This window comes from Methylobacterium nonmethylotrophicum (genome assembly GCF_004745635.1).
Lineage (GTDB): Bacteria > Pseudomonadota > Alphaproteobacteria > Rhizobiales > Beijerinckiaceae > Methylobacterium > Methylobacterium nonmethylotrophicum.
The window spans coordinates 1-12,860 of the sequence record NZ_SRLB01000025.1 but is presented as its reverse complement, the minus strand read 5'-3'; the positions used below and the strand labels follow the sequence as shown (position 1 = coordinate 12,860).

General features: G+C 73.1%; 16 protein-coding genes. 7 read left to right on the top strand and 9 right to left on the bottom strand.

Translation table 11 applies throughout. From position 1 onward, the window contains the following. The first annotated feature begins 40 nt into the window (after positions 1-40). The 4 genes from EU555_RS36365 (at position 41) to EU555_RS26320 (ending at position 2,821) form a co-directional block, all read left to right on the top strand. Positions 41-190 (top strand): hypothetical protein, encoded by a 150-nt coding sequence (locus EU555_RS36365; RefSeq protein ID WP_167858669.1) that lies wholly within the window; start codon positions 41-43, stop codon positions 188-190. A gap of 155 nt (positions 191-345) precedes the next feature. Continuing rightward, a complete protein-coding gene (locus EU555_RS26330) occupies positions 346-2,169 on the top strand; it encodes a cation:proton antiporter domain-containing protein (RefSeq protein ID WP_135418352.1) in 1,824 nt (607 codons plus the stop codon). 102 nt (positions 2,170-2,271) lie between these two features. Then, positions 2,272-2,520 carry a hypothetical protein gene (locus EU555_RS26325; RefSeq protein WP_245524506.1) on the top strand — a complete coding sequence of 83 codons (249 nt, stop codon included), beginning with the start codon at positions 2,272-2,274 and terminating at the stop codon, positions 2,518-2,520. Positions 2,521-2,593: 73 nt separating this feature from the next. Continuing rightward, complete coding sequence (locus tag EU555_RS26320) at positions 2,594-2,821, top strand: hypothetical protein (protein WP_245524505.1); 228 nt, start codon at positions 2,594-2,596, stop codon at positions 2,819-2,821. Positions 2,822-2,966: 145 nt separating this feature from the next. On the opposite strand, the gene EU555_RS26315 is transcribed toward EU555_RS26320, so the two are convergent. The 4 genes from EU555_RS26315 to EU555_RS26300 all read right to left on the bottom strand — a co-directional run bounded on the left by EU555_RS26315 (position 2,967) and on the right by EU555_RS26300 (position 6,064). Next, entirely contained in the window at positions 2,967-3,218 is a 252-nt protein-coding gene (locus tag EU555_RS26315) for a hypothetical protein (RefSeq protein ID WP_135418351.1), read from the bottom strand. A 173-nt stretch (positions 3,219-3,391) separates the two neighbouring features. After that, positions 3,392-4,171 (bottom strand): MetQ/NlpA family ABC transporter substrate-binding protein, encoded by a 780-nt coding sequence (locus tag EU555_RS26310; protein ID WP_135418350.1) that lies wholly within the window; start codon positions 4,169-4,171, stop codon positions 3,392-3,394. 68 nt (positions 4,172-4,239) lie between these two features. After that, entirely contained in the window at positions 4,240-4,905 is a 666-nt protein-coding gene (locus EU555_RS26305; RefSeq protein WP_135418349.1) for a methionine ABC transporter permease, read from the bottom strand. Beyond that, a complete protein-coding gene (locus EU555_RS26300) occupies positions 4,895-6,064 on the bottom strand; it encodes a methionine ABC transporter ATP-binding protein (protein WP_135418348.1) in 1,170 nt (389 codons plus the stop codon). Before EU555_RS26300 ends, EU555_RS26305 begins: the two co-directional genes overlap by 11 nt. A gap of 292 nt (positions 6,065-6,356) precedes the next feature. On the opposite strand from EU555_RS26300, the gene EU555_RS26295 reads away from it, so the two are divergent. Further along, positions 6,357-7,196, top strand: coding sequence for an aldo/keto reductase (locus tag EU555_RS26295; protein WP_135418347.1), 840 nt, complete (start codon positions 6,357-6,359; stop codon positions 7,194-7,196). A 57-nt stretch (positions 7,197-7,253) separates the two neighbouring features. On the opposite strand, the gene EU555_RS26290 is transcribed toward EU555_RS26295, so the two are convergent. Then, positions 7,254-7,745: a MarR family winged helix-turn-helix transcriptional regulator gene (locus tag EU555_RS26290; RefSeq protein ID WP_135418346.1), complete on the bottom strand. Its 492-nt coding sequence runs from the start codon at positions 7,743-7,745 to the stop codon at positions 7,254-7,256. A gap of 255 nt (positions 7,746-8,000) precedes the next feature. Here EU555_RS26290 and EU555_RS26285 point away from each other — a divergent pair, with 255 nt between their 5' ends. Continuing rightward, on the top strand, positions 8,001-8,426 hold the full coding sequence (locus tag EU555_RS26285; RefSeq protein ID WP_135418345.1) for an organic hydroperoxide resistance protein: 426 nt from the start codon (positions 8,001-8,003) through the stop codon (positions 8,424-8,426). A 79-nt stretch (positions 8,427-8,505) separates the two neighbouring features. Here the strand turns inward: EU555_RS26285 and rdgB are convergent, their stop codons facing one another. The 4 genes from rdgB to EU555_RS26265 all read right to left on the bottom strand — a co-directional run bounded on the left by rdgB (position 8,506) and on the right by EU555_RS26265 (position 11,159). Beyond that, positions 8,506-9,138 (bottom strand): RdgB/HAM1 family non-canonical purine NTP pyrophosphatase, encoded by a 633-nt coding sequence (rdgB, locus tag EU555_RS26280; protein ID WP_135418344.1) that lies wholly within the window; start codon positions 9,136-9,138, stop codon positions 8,506-8,508. Then, positions 9,138-9,851 carry a ribonuclease PH gene (rph, locus tag EU555_RS26275; protein WP_135418343.1) on the bottom strand — a complete coding sequence of 238 codons (714 nt, stop codon included), beginning with the start codon at positions 9,849-9,851 and terminating at the stop codon, positions 9,138-9,140. Before rph ends, rdgB begins: the two co-directional genes overlap by 1 nt. Positions 9,852-10,038: 187 nt before the next feature. Beyond that, complete coding sequence (locus EU555_RS26270; RefSeq protein ID WP_245524504.1) at positions 10,039-10,368, bottom strand: hypothetical protein; 330 nt, start codon at positions 10,366-10,368, stop codon at positions 10,039-10,041. A gap of 110 nt (positions 10,369-10,478) precedes the next feature. Further along, on the bottom strand, positions 10,479-11,159 hold the full coding sequence (locus tag EU555_RS26265; RefSeq protein WP_135418342.1) for a translation initiation factor IF-2: 681 nt from the start codon (positions 11,157-11,159) through the stop codon (positions 10,479-10,481). 278 nt (positions 11,160-11,437) lie between these two features. Here EU555_RS26265 and hrcA point away from each other — a divergent pair, with 278 nt between their 5' ends. Further along, positions 11,438-12,541: a heat-inducible transcriptional repressor HrcA gene (hrcA, locus tag EU555_RS26260; protein WP_135418341.1), complete on the top strand. Its 1,104-nt coding sequence runs from the start codon at positions 11,438-11,440 to the stop codon at positions 12,539-12,541. The last annotated feature ends 319 nt before the right edge of the window (positions 12,542-12,860 follow it).

Sequence of the window (12,860 nt, the reverse complement as noted above, 5' to 3'; positions counted from 1 at the left end):
CTGCCGCGCCGCGGCGTCCGCTCACCGCCAGGGCTGCCGCATGTTCACGACCGAGTTCCTCGTGATGACCTCCGCCGCCCTCGGCGCGATCGTCATCGTGCTCGCCGCCCGGCCGGGCGTCAGCCTGCGTGCGAGCCTGCCGCGGCTGCCCCGCGCCGCCGGTGCCGCCCGGCGGCCCGCCGGACGCTGAGGCGGCCGGACGAGGCTTGCGAACCGCCGGCCCGGCGGGGCGCGGCGGCGGGTCTCGTGCGGTGCGGCACCGCGGGAACCCGGAAAGGCTGCTAGACTTCGGGGAAGAGGCCGCTGCCCCTGCGGCCGCCCGACCCCCGAGGAGCTGACCCGACCGTGCCGCACGCCTCCGAGCTGATCGCCATCATCGCCCTCGGGCTCGTCTTCGCGTTCGTCGGCGGCATGCTCGCGCAGCGGCTGAAGCTCCCTCCCCTCGTCGGCTACCTCCTCGCCGGCCTCGCGGTCGGCCCGCATACCCCGGGCTTCGTTGGCAACGCGGAACTCGCCGGCCAGCTTGCCGAGATCGGCGTGATCCTGCTGATGTTCGGGGTCGGGCTGCACTTCTCGATCGGCGACCTGATGGCGGTGCGCGCCATCGCGCTGCCGGGCGCGGTCGTGCAGATCGCCGTCGCCACCCTGATGGGCCTGGCCTTGAGCGCCCTGTGGGGCTGGAGCCTCGGGGCCGGCCTCGTCTTCGGCCTCGCCCTCTCGGTCGCCTCGACGGTGGTGCTCCTGCGCGCGCTCGAGGAACGGGGGCTGCTCGACTCCGACAAGGGCCGCATCGCCGTCGGCTGGCTCATCGTCGAGGATCTGGCGATGGTGCTGGCGCTCGTCCTGCTGCCGGCGCTCGCAGGCCCCCTCGGGGGCGAGAGCGCCGGGGCCGCGCACGGCATCGCCGGCGACGGCAACATCTGGCTCACCCTCGGGCTCACCCTCGCCAAGGTGGCGGCCTTCGCCGGGCTGATGCTCGCCGGCGGCCGCCGGGCGGTGCCCTGGATCCTCGACCAGGCCGCCCGCACCGGCTCGCGCGAGCTGTTCACCCTGGCGGTGCTGGCGCTCGCGCTCGGCATCGCCTACGGCTCGGCGGCGCTGTTCGGCGTGTCCTTCGCGCTGGGCGCCTTCTTCGCCGGCATGGTGCTGGCCGAGTCCGACCTCAGCCACCAGGCCGCCGCCGATTCGCTGCCGCTGCAGGACGCCTTCGCGGTCCTGTTCTTCGTCTCGGTCGGCATGCTGTTCGATCCGGGCATCCTGGTGCGCGAGCCGCTCGCCGTGCTCGCCACGCTCGCGGTCATCCTGGTCGGCAAGTCGCTCGCCGCGGTCGCCATCGTGCTGGCGTTCCGCCACCCGCTCTCGACCGCGCTCACCATCGCGGCGAGCCTGGCGCAGATCGGCGAATTCTCGTTCATCCTGGCGAGCCTCGGCATCGGCCTGAAGCTCTTGCCGCCGGAAGGGCGCGACCTGATCCTGGCCGGCTCGCTCCTCTCGATCACCCTCAACCCGCTGATCTTCGCCGCGCTGAGCCGGCTCAGCGGCTTCGTCGAGGCGCGGCCGGGGCTCGCCGCCCGCTTCGAGCGCGGCGGCGACGCCCCGGCGGTCGTCCGGCACGCCAAGGGCCGCCGGGGCCACGCCGTGGTGGTGGGCTACGGCCGGGTCGGCGGCGCCATCGGCCGGGCGCTGGCGACCTGGGAGCTGCCCTACGTGGTGGTGGAGCGCGACCGCCGCCGGGTCGAGGAGCTGCGCGCCGCCGGCATCGCGGCGGTGTTCGGGGATGCCGGCGCGCCCGGGATCCTCGAGGCGGCCGATATCGGGCGGGCGCGCCTGCTCGTGGTGGCGAGCCCCGACGCGCATCAGGCCCGCCGCCTGATCGAGATCGCCCGCGAGGCCAATCCGGGGATTGACACCGTCGTGCGCACCCACAGCGACGCCGAGCGGCGCAGCCTCGAGGAGCAGAAGGTCGGCCTGGTGCTGATGGCCGAGCGCGAGGTCGGCTTCGGCATGGCGCTCTACGCCCTGCGCAGCCTCGGCCTCAGCGAGGGCGAGGCGCGCCTGTTCATCGACACGAGCCGGGCCGAGAGCCGGGCCGAGCCGGTCGCGGAAGCCGAGCCCGAGATCGGCGCCCCGGAATTGCGGCCGCACCGCGAGGCGCCGGCGGAGTCGTGAGGCTGTCCGAGGCGGCGCCCATTACCGAACCGCAATCTTCCGGTAAGCGTCGCAACAACCCGCCTGCGTCATCCTGTGCCGGTTCGCAGGAGAGATCCGACGATGCCGATGCCGCAGATGGAACGCCCGGCCGAGCTGATGGTCTGGCACGGGACGCACGCCGCGCCCGGGCCCCGGGAGGTGCGCCGCTTCTCCACCCTGCGCGCCGCCCTCGCGGCGGCGGCCGAGAGCGCCGACGATCCGGACGCCCTGCCGTGGATCGTGACCGAGGAGGGCGACGTGCTGAGCCCGCACTGGATCGACGGCCACGCCCCCCGCAACGGCGCGCGCCGGGTTCGCCTCTCGTCCTGACGGCTTGCGTCGTTCGGCCGGCTCACCTTCGGCCTCCGCGCGTGCTATCACGGCTCGACGAGCACGATTCGCCATGACGAGCTTGGCCATGACGAGCCTGCGCAAGACCGCCCCTGCCCGCCCGGCCACGATCGCGGCGGCCACCCACGGCTACGATGCCGCCGCCCTTCGGCTGCGCCGTGCCGCCAACGACAACCGGCCGGCCGCGGGCCGCGGGCGCCACCTCGCCCTGATCGCCGGGGTCTGGCTCGCCGGGCTGGTCGCGGCGGCGGTGGCGTTATGGCGCACCGGCGGGTTCTGAGACTGGCGCTCCGTGTCATCCCGCGGCCGTGACGCGGCGTTGCGGGGATGTTCAGCGAAGACCCGCAGACAAGAAGGCGCGCCCGCCTGGCGGAGCGAACCGCCGGACGAGCGCGCCTGAACCGGGCTGAACCGTGTCGGCCGGCTCAGCGGGCGTGGCGATGCGTGCGGCGGTGCTTCATCATCCGCTGCTTGCGCATCATCGGCTTCATGGTCGAGCGCGGGGCCGCACCCATGGCCGGGCTGCCACCCCCGGCACCCATCTCGCGCTGCTGGCCGGCGAGCGGGCCACCGGCCTGCGAGCCCGAGTTGTTGTAGGGCGAGCCGCCCTGGGCGAAGGCCGGAACGGCGGCGACGGTGAGGACGGCCGCGACCAGGCAGGAACTCAGGATCTTCATCGGGCACCTCGAGAGAAGGCCAGCCCGTCAGGCGGGCCGCGCTGGGAAGACGCGCACGGTCGCGTTTGGTTTCACGGCTCCGCTCTCTTCCGCAATCTCCCTGTGGATAACCTCGCGGGGTCGCGGTCCGGCACGCCGTCCGGACCTTGACCTTTGGCCGGTGCTCCCCGGGCTCACCAGCTGGTGAGCACCGCGCCCGCGAACTTGCCTTCGATGAAGGCCTTCACCTCCGGCGAGCGGTAGGACTCGACCAGAGCCGCGACCCAGGGCTTGTCCTTGTCGGCGCTGCGCACCGCGATGAGGTTGATGTAGGGGCCCTTCGGCTCCTCCCGCAGGATCGCGTCGGAGGGCTTCAGGCCCGCCGCGGTGGCGTAGTTGGTGTTGACCGCCGCCGCGTCGACGTCGTCGAGCGAGCGCGGGGTCTGGGCCGCGTCGACCTCGATGATCCGCAGGCGCTTCGGGTTCTCGGTGATGTCGGCGACCGTCGGCTTGTAGCCGACATTCGGCTTCAGCTTGAGGAGGTTCTTGTCCTGCAGCAGCAGCAGGGCGCGGCCGCCATTGGTGGGATCGTTCGGGATCGCCACCGTGCCGCCGGCCGGCACCGCGTCGAAGCTCTTGTGGCGCTTCGAGTACACGCCCATCGGGAAGTTCACCGTCTGGGCGACGCTCTCGATCCTGTAGCCGCGATCGGCCTTCTGGTTGTCGAGGTAGGGCTGGTTCTGGAACGAGTTGGCCTCGATCTCGCCCGACGACAAGGCCTCGTTCGGCACGACGTAGTCCGAGAACTCCACGACCTGGAGGTCGAGCCCGCGCTTGGCGGCGATCGGCTTCACGACTTCGAGGATCTGGGCGTGCGGGCCGGGCGTGGCGCCGACGCGCACGCGCTGTCCCTGCGCGAGGGCCGGAAGGCTGGCGGCGGTGAGAAGGACCGCCAGGGTGAGGGTGCGCAGCATCGGGTTCCGCTCCAAGAGGTCTGTCAACACGGGGTAGGTCAGGAGGAAAGAGAGAGAGAGAGAGAGGGTCAGCCGTGGCGCAGGCGCTTGTTCATGCGCCGCGCGAGCCGGTCGCCCAGGGTCTGGACCAGCTGCACCAGGACGATCAGCACCACCACGACGGCGAGCATCATCTCGGGCATGAAGCGCTGGTAGCCGTAGCGGATGCCGAGGTCGCCGAGGCCCCCGCCGCCGACGGCGCCGACCATCGCCGAGAACCCGATCAAGGACACCACCGCCAGGGTGAGGCCGAGCACGATGCCCGGCAGGGCCTCGGGGATCAGCACCTTGAGGACGATCTGCAGCGGGCTCGCCCCGAAGGCTCGGGCGGCCTCGACGAGGCCGCCATCAACCTCCCGCACCGCGCCCTCGACCAGGCGGGCGATGAAGGGCGTGGCCGCCACGGTCAGCGGCACGGTGGCGGCACTGGTGCCGATCGAGGTGCCGGCGATCAGCCGGGTGAACGGGATGATCGCCACCACCAGGATGATGAACGGCGTCGAGCGGGTCGCGTTGACGACGAGGCCGAGCACCCGGTTGAGCCAGGGCGCGGCCAGAAGCTCGCCGCGGCCGCTGGTGGCCAGGAACACGCCGAGCGGCAGGCCGATCAGCGTGCCGAGGGAGGCGGCGACCGCCACCATCCGCAGGGTGTCGAGGGTGGCCTGGACGAGGAGGCGGAGGAGCTCAGGCGACATGGGTCAGATCCGTGGCGCGCGGGGCGGCGGTCCGCTGCCAGCCGGCGAGGTCGAGGGTGCCGAGCACCTCGACGTCGAGGCCGCGGGCGGCGAGGAAGTCTTTCGCCCGCTCCACCGTGCCGGGATCGGAGGCGATCCCGACCACCAGGGTGCCGAAGGGGCGGCCGGCGATCTCGTCGACGGTGCCCGAGAGGATGCCGGCCGGGATGCCGGCGTCGCGGGCGAGCTGGGCGAGGACCGGGTCGGTGGCATGCGGCCCCCGGAAGGTGATGCGCAGAACCGCCTGCCTCCCCTCCCCGGGCGCCAGGCCCGGGGTGAGGCGCGCGGCCAGCGCCGGCGGCAGGGTGCGGCCGGTCTCCTCGTCGAGGAAGGTGCGGGTGATGGCTGCCTGGGGCCGGGTGAAGACCTCGAACACGTCGCCGCTCTCGGCGATGCGGCCGCCGTCGAGCACCGCGACCCCGTGGGCGATCGCCCGGATCACCGCCATCTCGTGGGTGATGAGCAGGATCGTCAGGCCGAGCTCCCGGTTGATGCGGCCGAGGAGGTCGAGGATCGAGCGGGTCGTCTCGGGATCCAGCGCCGAGGTCGCCTCGTCGGAGAGCAGCACCTTCGGGTTGGTGGCGAGCGCCCGTGCGATGCCGACGCGCTGCTTCTGCCCGCCCGACAACTCGGCCGGGTAGCGGTCGGCCTGGGGCGTCAGCCCGACGAGGTCGAGGAGTTCCGCCACCCGCGCGCGGATCGCGCTCCTCTCGTATCCCGCCACTTCGAGGGGCAGCGCCACGTTGCCGGCGGCGGTGCGGGCCGAGAGCAGGTTGAAGTGCTGGAAGATCATCCCGATGCCGCGCCGCTCCTGCCTGAGGGCGGGTTCCGACAGGGCGGAGATCTCGGCCCCGCCGACGATCACCCGTCCGCGGCTCGGCCGCTCCAGGCCGTTGACGAGGCGGATCAGCGTCGACTTGCCGGCGCCCGAGCGGCCGATGACGCCGAGCACCCGGCCCCGCGGCACCGCCAGGTTGATGTCCTCCAGCGCCGTCACGGCGCCGGCGCCGCGGCGGGCGGTGTAGGTCTTGGCCACGCCCTCGAGGCGGACGAGAGGTTCGGGGATCGCGAGCCGGTCGCTCAGATCCGCCGGCACCGGTACGCGGACGGGGGCCGTCACGGCGCGCGGGTCCGGGCGGGCGGGGAGACGGGAGCGGTCATCGGGGTCCTTCTTCCGAGGAATGGCCAGCGGGAACGGGCCGGCACAGAACGCCAGAACCGGACTTTCTGTCAACCAGAATGTTCTTTTTGAAGAACGCTCGTGCGGAGAAGGGCTTTCTTCCCGGCCAGTCGCTCCGCCATGACGGCCCACGGGCCGCGACGAACCGCAAAAAACCGTGCATTCTCCGACATCTGCCCTTGCCCTCGCGGGCCCGCGCGGCCCAGGAGGGCGGAGATCGCAGGAGCGCGCCATGCGACGGCAACCCTTCGGACGCACCGGGCCCGCGGTGCCGGTGATCGGGCAGGGAACCTGGTACCTCGACGAGGGCGAGCCGACCGTGGCGGCCGCCGCCCTGAATCGCGGGCTCGACGTCGGCATGAGCCACGTCGACACCGCCGAGATGTACGGCGAGGCCGAGCCGCTGATCGCCGAGGCGATCGGCGACCGGCGCGACGAGGTTTTTCTGGTCTCGAAGGTGCTGCCCGGCAACGCCTCGCGGCGCGGCACGATCGAGGCCTGCGAGCGCTCGCTCAAGCGCCTGCGCACCGACCGGCTCGACTGCTACCTGCTGCACTGGCGCGGGCCCCACCCCCTCTCCGAGACCTTCGCGGCCTTCGAGGACCTGGTGCGGGCGGGCAAGATCCTGTCCTGGGGCGTGAGCAACTTCGACGCCGACGACCTCGACGAGGCGCTGAGCATCGCGGGTCCCGGCCGCATCGCCTGCAACCAGGTGCTCTACCACCTCGAGGAGCGGGCCATCGAGCATTCGGTCCTGCCCTGGTGCCGGCGCCACGGCGTCGCCGTGGTGGCCTACAGCCCCTTCGGCCATGACAGCTTCCCGGGCCCCGCCACCCCGGGCGGCCGGGTCCTGGCGGAGATCGCGGAGAGCCACGGCGCCACGCCGCGGCAGGTGGCGCTCGCGGCGCTCACCCGCGGGGACGGCGTGCTGGCGATCCCGAAGGCGTCGAGCCCCGCCCACGCGGCCGAGAATGCCGGCGGCGGCAGCCTGGCCTTGAGCGAGGCCGAGTTCGCCCGGATCGACGCCGCCTTCCCGCGCGGGCCGGAGCCGCGGCACCTGCCGATGCTGTGATCGTCCCGACCGGATCCTGGCCGCGCCGTGACCTCGCCGGGGCCGCGACGGGCGGGCTCAGGCGGCGCCGCGGTCCGGCGCCGCGCTGGCGTGCAGGTTGTCGCGCAGGGCCAGGATCTCGTCCCGCAGGGCGATGAGCCGCTCCGCCGGCCGGCCGGCGGCGCAGAGGATCTCGTGCGGGAACGGCATCGCCTTCGCCTTCAGGGCCGCGCCGGACTCGGTCAGGTTGATGCGCATCAGCCGCTCGTCCTGGGTGTCGCGGGCCCGGCGCACCAGCCCGGCGGCCTCGAGGCGCTTGAGCAGGGGCGTCAGGGTGCCGGAATCGAGGTAGAGGCGCTGCCCGAGGGATTTCATCGTCTGCCCGTCCTGTTCCCAGAGCAGGAGCAGGACCAGGTATTGCGGATAGGTCAGGCCGATCCGGTCGAGGAGAGGCTTGTAGATCCGGTTGAAGGCGTGCGCCGCCGAGTAGACGGCAAAGCAGATCTGATTGGAGAGGTGGAGGCCGGCGGCGGAACCGGCGGCCTCGTCGCTGGCATCGGGGTCGGACATGTCCCTCTCCTCACAAAGGGGGCCTTCCCCCGGCCGGCGACCCTCGGGCATCGGCACCTCCGGCCGGACGGTGGTCCGGCCAGCCCAGTCCGGCGCGGGCCTCCGCCGATCCAAGCCTCCGCCGATCCAGGCCTCCGTCGATGGCGCCCATGAGCATAACCTTGACGGCGCCCGAAAACAAATTGCGCGCAATCGAAGCCCGATCTAAGAGGACGAAGCGGCGCGTTCCGGCCGCCCCGACAGAGGAGAGCCCCGATGTCCGTCGACGTGAAGTACACCACCCAGGCCACGGCGACCGGCGGCCGCGACGGCCGCGCCCAGACCCAGGACGGCAGCCTCGACGTGAAGCTGTCGACGCCCAAGGAACTCGGCGGCGCCGGCGGCGCCGGCAACAACCCGGAGCAGCTCTTCGCGGCCGGCTACGCCGCCTGCTTCCTCGGCGCGATGAAGTTCGTCGGCGGCCAGGAGAAGATCGCCGTCCCGGCCGACACCACCGTGACCGCGAAGGTCGGCATCGGCCCGCGCGCCGAGGGCGGCTTCGGCATCACCGCCGACCTCACCATCAGCCTGCCGGGCCTCGACAGGGCGACCGCCGAGACGCTGGTCGAGAAGGCCCACCAGGTGTGCCCCTACTCGAACGCCACCCGCGGCAACGTCGATGTCGGACTTGCCCTAGCGTAACCCGGGGATGGGGCGGCTCCCGCCGCCCCGGCCGTGAGGACAGGGCGTCCCTCCTCCCGGAGCGGGCGCCCGTCGTCGTTCAGCCCGGACGGCGCAGGCAGGCGGCGGCCAAGGCCAGGAAGGCCCGCGCGCGGTGCGACAGGGCCCGGCCGGCCGCCCAGTCGATGCCGTGCTTCTCCTCCGAGCCGAGCTCGCCGAAGGTGAGCGGGCTCTCGTCGGGCTTGAACATCGGGTCGTAGCCGAAGCCCTTGTCGCCCCGCGGCGGCCAGACCAGCTCGCCGAACACCCGGCCCTCGAACAGCTCCTCGTGCCCGTCCGGCCAGGTCAGGACCAGGGCCGAGACGAAGTGCGCCCGCCGGTTCGTGGCGCCGCGGGCGGTCAACTCGCGCTCGATGCGCGCCATCGCGCCGGAAAAGTCCTTCGAGCCGCCGGACCACCGGGCCGAGAACAGGCCCGGCGCCCCGTCGAGCGCGTCGACGCACAGGCCCGAATCGTCCGCGAAGGCCGGCAGGCCGGTGGCCATCGTCGCCGCCCGCGCCTTGATGGCGGCGTTCTCGGAAAACATCGTGCCGGTCTCCTCGGGCTCGGGCAGGTTCAGCTCGCCGGCCGAGACCGCCTCGACGCCGAAGGGCGCCAGCAACTCGCGCATCTCGCGCAGCTTGCCGGCATTGTGGGTCGCGATCACGACCCGCCCGGTGAGGAGGCGGCCCATCAGGCGATCGCCTGCTTCTGGAGCGCCACCAGCGCGGCGACGCCCGCCTTGGCGAGGCGCAGGAGCCCCAGGAATTCCTCTTCCGTGAACGGCGTCACCTCGGCGGTGCCCTGCACCTCGACGATCCCGCCGCTGCCCGTGATGACGAAGTTGGCATCGGTCTCGGCGCCGGAATCCTCGGCGTAGTCGAGGTCGAGCACGGGCGTGCCCTTGTGGAGGCCGCAGGAGATCGCCGCGACGTGATCGCGCATCGGGTCGACCGAGATGATCGAGCGGCCGCGCATCCAGGTGAAGCACTCGTGCAGCGCCACCCAGGCGCCGGTGATCGCCGCCGTGCGGGTGCCGCCATCGGCCTGGAGCACGTCGCAATCGACCACGATCTGGCGCTCGCCGATCGCCGGCAGGTTGACGACGGCGCGCAGCGAGCGGCCGATCAGGCGCTGGATCTCCTGGGTGCGGCCGGAGGGCTTGCCGGCATTGACCTCGCGCCGGTTGCGCTCGTGGGTGGCGCGCGGCAGCATGCTGTACTCGGCGGTGACCCAGCCCTTGCCGGAGCCGCGCAGCCAGGACGGCCCGCGCTCCTCGAGCGAGGCGGTGCAGAGCACCTTCGTCTCCCCGAACGTGACGAGGCACGAGCCCTCGGCGTAGCGCGAGACGCCCCGCTCCAGCGTGACCTTGCGCAGCTCGTCGGGGGCGCGCTTCGAGGGGCGCATCGGCAACTCCTGTCCAGGGCGCCGCGTGACGGGCGGCGCGGGGACCCGCGGGGGGCCGCGCGCTCTTAGGCGCTGCCGCCCGGGGCGGCAAGGGGAGCCGCGCGCGGGCTGCCTTGTCCGCGAGAGCGAGAAAGGCCCGGGCGCTCCTGCGCCCGGGCCCTCGACCGTCGGGTGGTCGATGATGCCGTCAATAGCCGTGGTGGCGCCACCCGCCGTGGCCGCCCCACGGGCGGTGATGCCCGCCGTGATGGTGGCCCCAGCCCCGGTGGTGACCCCAGCCGCCATGATGATGGTGGCGGTGGTGGTGGCCCCAGCCGCCGTGGTGGTGATGGCGGTGGCCCCAGCCGTGGTGATGGCCGTACTGGGCCTGCACCAGGCCGGCCTCGGGCGCCGTCGCCGCGCCGGGCACGAACGGCGCCGCCTCGGCGGCCCCGGCGGTGACCAGGCCGCCCGCGACCAGCACGGCCGCCGCGAGGAGCCGCCGTCCGGCCGCCTTCGGATTGCGCATCGTCAGCATCAATGCCTCCAGAATCTCGCCGCGCGGTGGCGCGGCCATGACGGGGACGATGCGGCGGCAGGGTTGAACGGGATCTGAGGGGGCCGGTCGGCCGGCGTTCAGGCAGCGGGTCAGCAGGCCCGGTCGATCGTGTAGCCGCGCGGCCCGACTCCTCCGCTGATGCGGCAGCCGCCGAACGTGGCCGTGAAGGCGCGCGCATCCCGCCCTGTCGTCCACACCGCGCCCTCGCCGCCGGCCCACTTGGCGGTGCGGACATCCTTGGGATTGCGCGTGTCGGCCGGGCGGACGCCGTCCACCGGCTCCGGCGCGCGGGCGCGGCGAACCGGGGCGGTCCGCTCCGGAGCCGGCTCCTCGGAGAAGCGCGGCTGGCTCGGCGCCGCCGCAGCGGGGGCCTGAGCCGGCGCCCGGCCGGCCGCCGGCGCCTGGTCGGTCTCGGGCCGGGGCAGTTCGGCCATGCGCGGCGCCTGCCGGGCCGCCGGACCCTGCGCCGTCGCCTCGACGGGCGAGGGCAGCACCACGTAGGACGGGCTCGTCGCGTCCGCCCGCGGCAGGTCGATCACCCGCGGGGCCGGCTTGCCGGCATGGGACGGCGCGGCCGCCTCCGCCTGGGCGGCCGGCGCCTTGATCGCGGCGTCCGGGCGGCGCACCCCCGTCTCCGCCGACAGACTGCCCTGCTGAGGCTGCGCTTGCGGGGACGGCGCGGTGCCCGGGCTGGTGATGAGGCTGGCATGAGCGACGGTCGCCAGGACGACCGTGGCGGCTGCGGCGGGGACGAACGAGCGCTTGAGCATGGCGGGCTCCACCGGGTGGCGGGACGAGAAGCAGTGAGGGCGATCCTAGCCGAGCCCGGGCCGGCTTCGGTGCCCGAGCGCACGCGGCGGGCGCCGGGGGCCGTCGGCACGATCCCGCCCTGTCCGGTACGCCCCCGGGCCCGGCCTGCGACCGCGCTGCGGGCTGTACAACGGGGCCGCCGCGGTGCATGCTCCCTCCACTCAGCTGTCAAGCACTTGAAATCCTTGAGGCATCAAGCACTCGGCGCACGTTCGGCGGCGCCCGAGCCCAGTGGGTGATGAACACGCGCGACTTCCCCTCCCTGCCGGCCGGTTCCGGGCAGGCCCGTGCCATCGCCGAGCTCAACGAGCGCTCGCGCGAGATCTTTCGCCAGATCGTCGAGAGCTACCTCGCCACGGGCGAGCCTGTGGGGTCGCGCAACCTCGCCCGCATCCTGCCGATGGCGCTCTCGCCGGCCTCGATCCGCAACGTCATGTCGGATCTCGAGCAGGCCGGGCTGATCTACGCGCCCCATACCAGCGCCGGCCGGCTGCCGACCGAGCACGGCCTGCGCTTCTTCGTCGACGCGCTGCTCGAGCTCGGCGATGTCGGCCAGGAGGAGAAGGGCCGCATCGAGGCGCAGATGCGCGCCGCCGCCTCGCGCCACACCTTCGAGAGCGCGCTCACCGAGGCCTCGGTGCTGCTGTCGGGGATCTCGCGGGGGGCCGGCGTCGTCGTCACCGCCAAGCAGAACCCGCGCCTGCGCCACATCGAGTTCGTGCGCCTCGATCCGGGACGCGCCCTGGTGGTGCTGGTCTCGGACGACGGCTCGGTGGAGAACCGCCTGCTCGACCTGCCCCCCGGCCTGCCGGCGGGCGCCCTGCAGGAGGCCTCGAACTACCTCAACGCCCGCATCCGCGGCCGGACCCTCGGCGAGGCCCGCGCCGAGATCGAGGCCGCCCGGGCGGCGATGAAGCGCGAGCTCGACGACCTCACCGAGCGCCTGGTCGATGCCGGCCTCGCCCGCTCGGTCGGCCCGAGCGAGGAGCGCCAGCTCATCGTCCGCGGCCAGGCCAACCTCCTCGACGACCTGCGGGCGGCGGAGGACCTGGAGCGGATCCGCCTGCTGTTCAGCGACCTCGAGAGCCAGAAGGACGTGATCGACCTCCTGTCCCGCGCCGAGGGCGGCGAGGGCGTGCGGATCTTCATCGGCTCGGAGAACAAGCTCTTCTCGCTCTCCGGCTCCTCGATGATCGCCGCCCCCTTCCGGGACGGCAGCCAGACGATCGTCGGCGTCGTCGGGGTGATCGGCCCGACCCGGCTCAACTACGCCCGCATCGTCCCGATGGTCGATTTCACCGCCCGGGTGGTGTCGCGGATGCTGGAGCGGGGGCGAGGCTGAGGGCACGCCCCTCGGCCACCCGCCCGACCGACGATGTCGCGGGGGGATGACGTGCGACGCGTTCCCCATTGCGCGGGCCTGACCGTCTCGCTCACGGTCCTCTACCTCGCGCTCCTCGGCCGCTCCGACGTGCTCTTCGGGGACATTTGCGTCGGCCGTGAAGAACGTCTAAATCGTTGGAAGATCGCGCGGATTGGTTATGCACACGTCTTCGCGCGTGCAAGGGCTTGGCGTGGGTCAGTGGGTTTCCTTGCAAATTGCACGCGCGGCGAGGGCGTGATTCCCTGCTCCTGACGACGGGAGCGGGAGACGGGGCATG

What these genes read in the sequence shown, in the direction of transcription:
- EU555_RS26315 (WP_135418351.1), bottom strand. Translation starts at nt 3,218, where the DNA reads ATGAAGATCCTGAGTTCCTGCCTGGTCGCGGCCGTCCTCACCGTCGCC.
- hrcA (WP_135418341.1), top strand. Translation starts at nt 11,438, where the DNA reads ATGAACACGCGCGACTTCCCCTCCCTGCCGGCCGGTTCCGGGCAGGCC.
- EU555_RS36365 (WP_167858669.1), top strand. Translation starts at nt 41, where the DNA reads ATGTTCACGACCGAGTTCCTCGTGATGACCTCCGCCGCCCTCGGCGCG.
- rdgB (WP_135418344.1), bottom strand. Translation starts at nt 9,138, where the DNA reads ATGGGCCGCCTCCTCACCGGGCGGGTCGTGATCGCGACCCACAATGCC.
- rph (WP_135418343.1), bottom strand. Translation starts at nt 9,851, where the DNA reads ATGCGCCCCTCGAAGCGCGCCCCCGACGAGCTGCGCAAGGTCACGCTG.
- EU555_RS26310 (WP_135418350.1), bottom strand. Translation starts at nt 4,171, where the DNA reads ATGCTGCGCACCCTCACCCTGGCGGTCCTTCTCACCGCCGCCAGCCTT.
- EU555_RS26290 (WP_135418346.1), bottom strand. Translation starts at nt 7,745, where the DNA reads ATGTCCGACCCCGATGCCAGCGACGAGGCCGCCGGTTCCGCCGCCGGC.
- EU555_RS26305 (WP_135418349.1), bottom strand. Translation starts at nt 4,905, where the DNA reads ATGTCGCCTGAGCTCCTCCGCCTCCTCGTCCAGGCCACCCTCGACACC.
- EU555_RS26295 (WP_135418347.1), top strand. Translation starts at nt 6,357, where the DNA reads ATGCGACGGCAACCCTTCGGACGCACCGGGCCCGCGGTGCCGGTGATC.
- EU555_RS26320 (WP_245524505.1), top strand. Translation starts at nt 2,594, where the DNA reads ATGACGAGCTTGGCCATGACGAGCCTGCGCAAGACCGCCCCTGCCCGC.
- EU555_RS26270 (WP_245524504.1), bottom strand. Translation starts at nt 10,368, where the DNA reads ATGCTGACGATGCGCAATCCGAAGGCGGCCGGACGGCGGCTCCTCGCG.
- EU555_RS26325 (WP_245524506.1), top strand. Translation starts at nt 2,272, where the DNA reads ATGCCGATGCCGCAGATGGAACGCCCGGCCGAGCTGATGGTCTGGCAC.
- EU555_RS26285 (WP_135418345.1), top strand. Translation starts at nt 8,001, where the DNA reads ATGTCCGTCGACGTGAAGTACACCACCCAGGCCACGGCGACCGGCGGC.
- EU555_RS26265 (WP_135418342.1), bottom strand. Translation starts at nt 11,159, where the DNA reads ATGCTCAAGCGCTCGTTCGTCCCCGCCGCAGCCGCCACGGTCGTCCTG.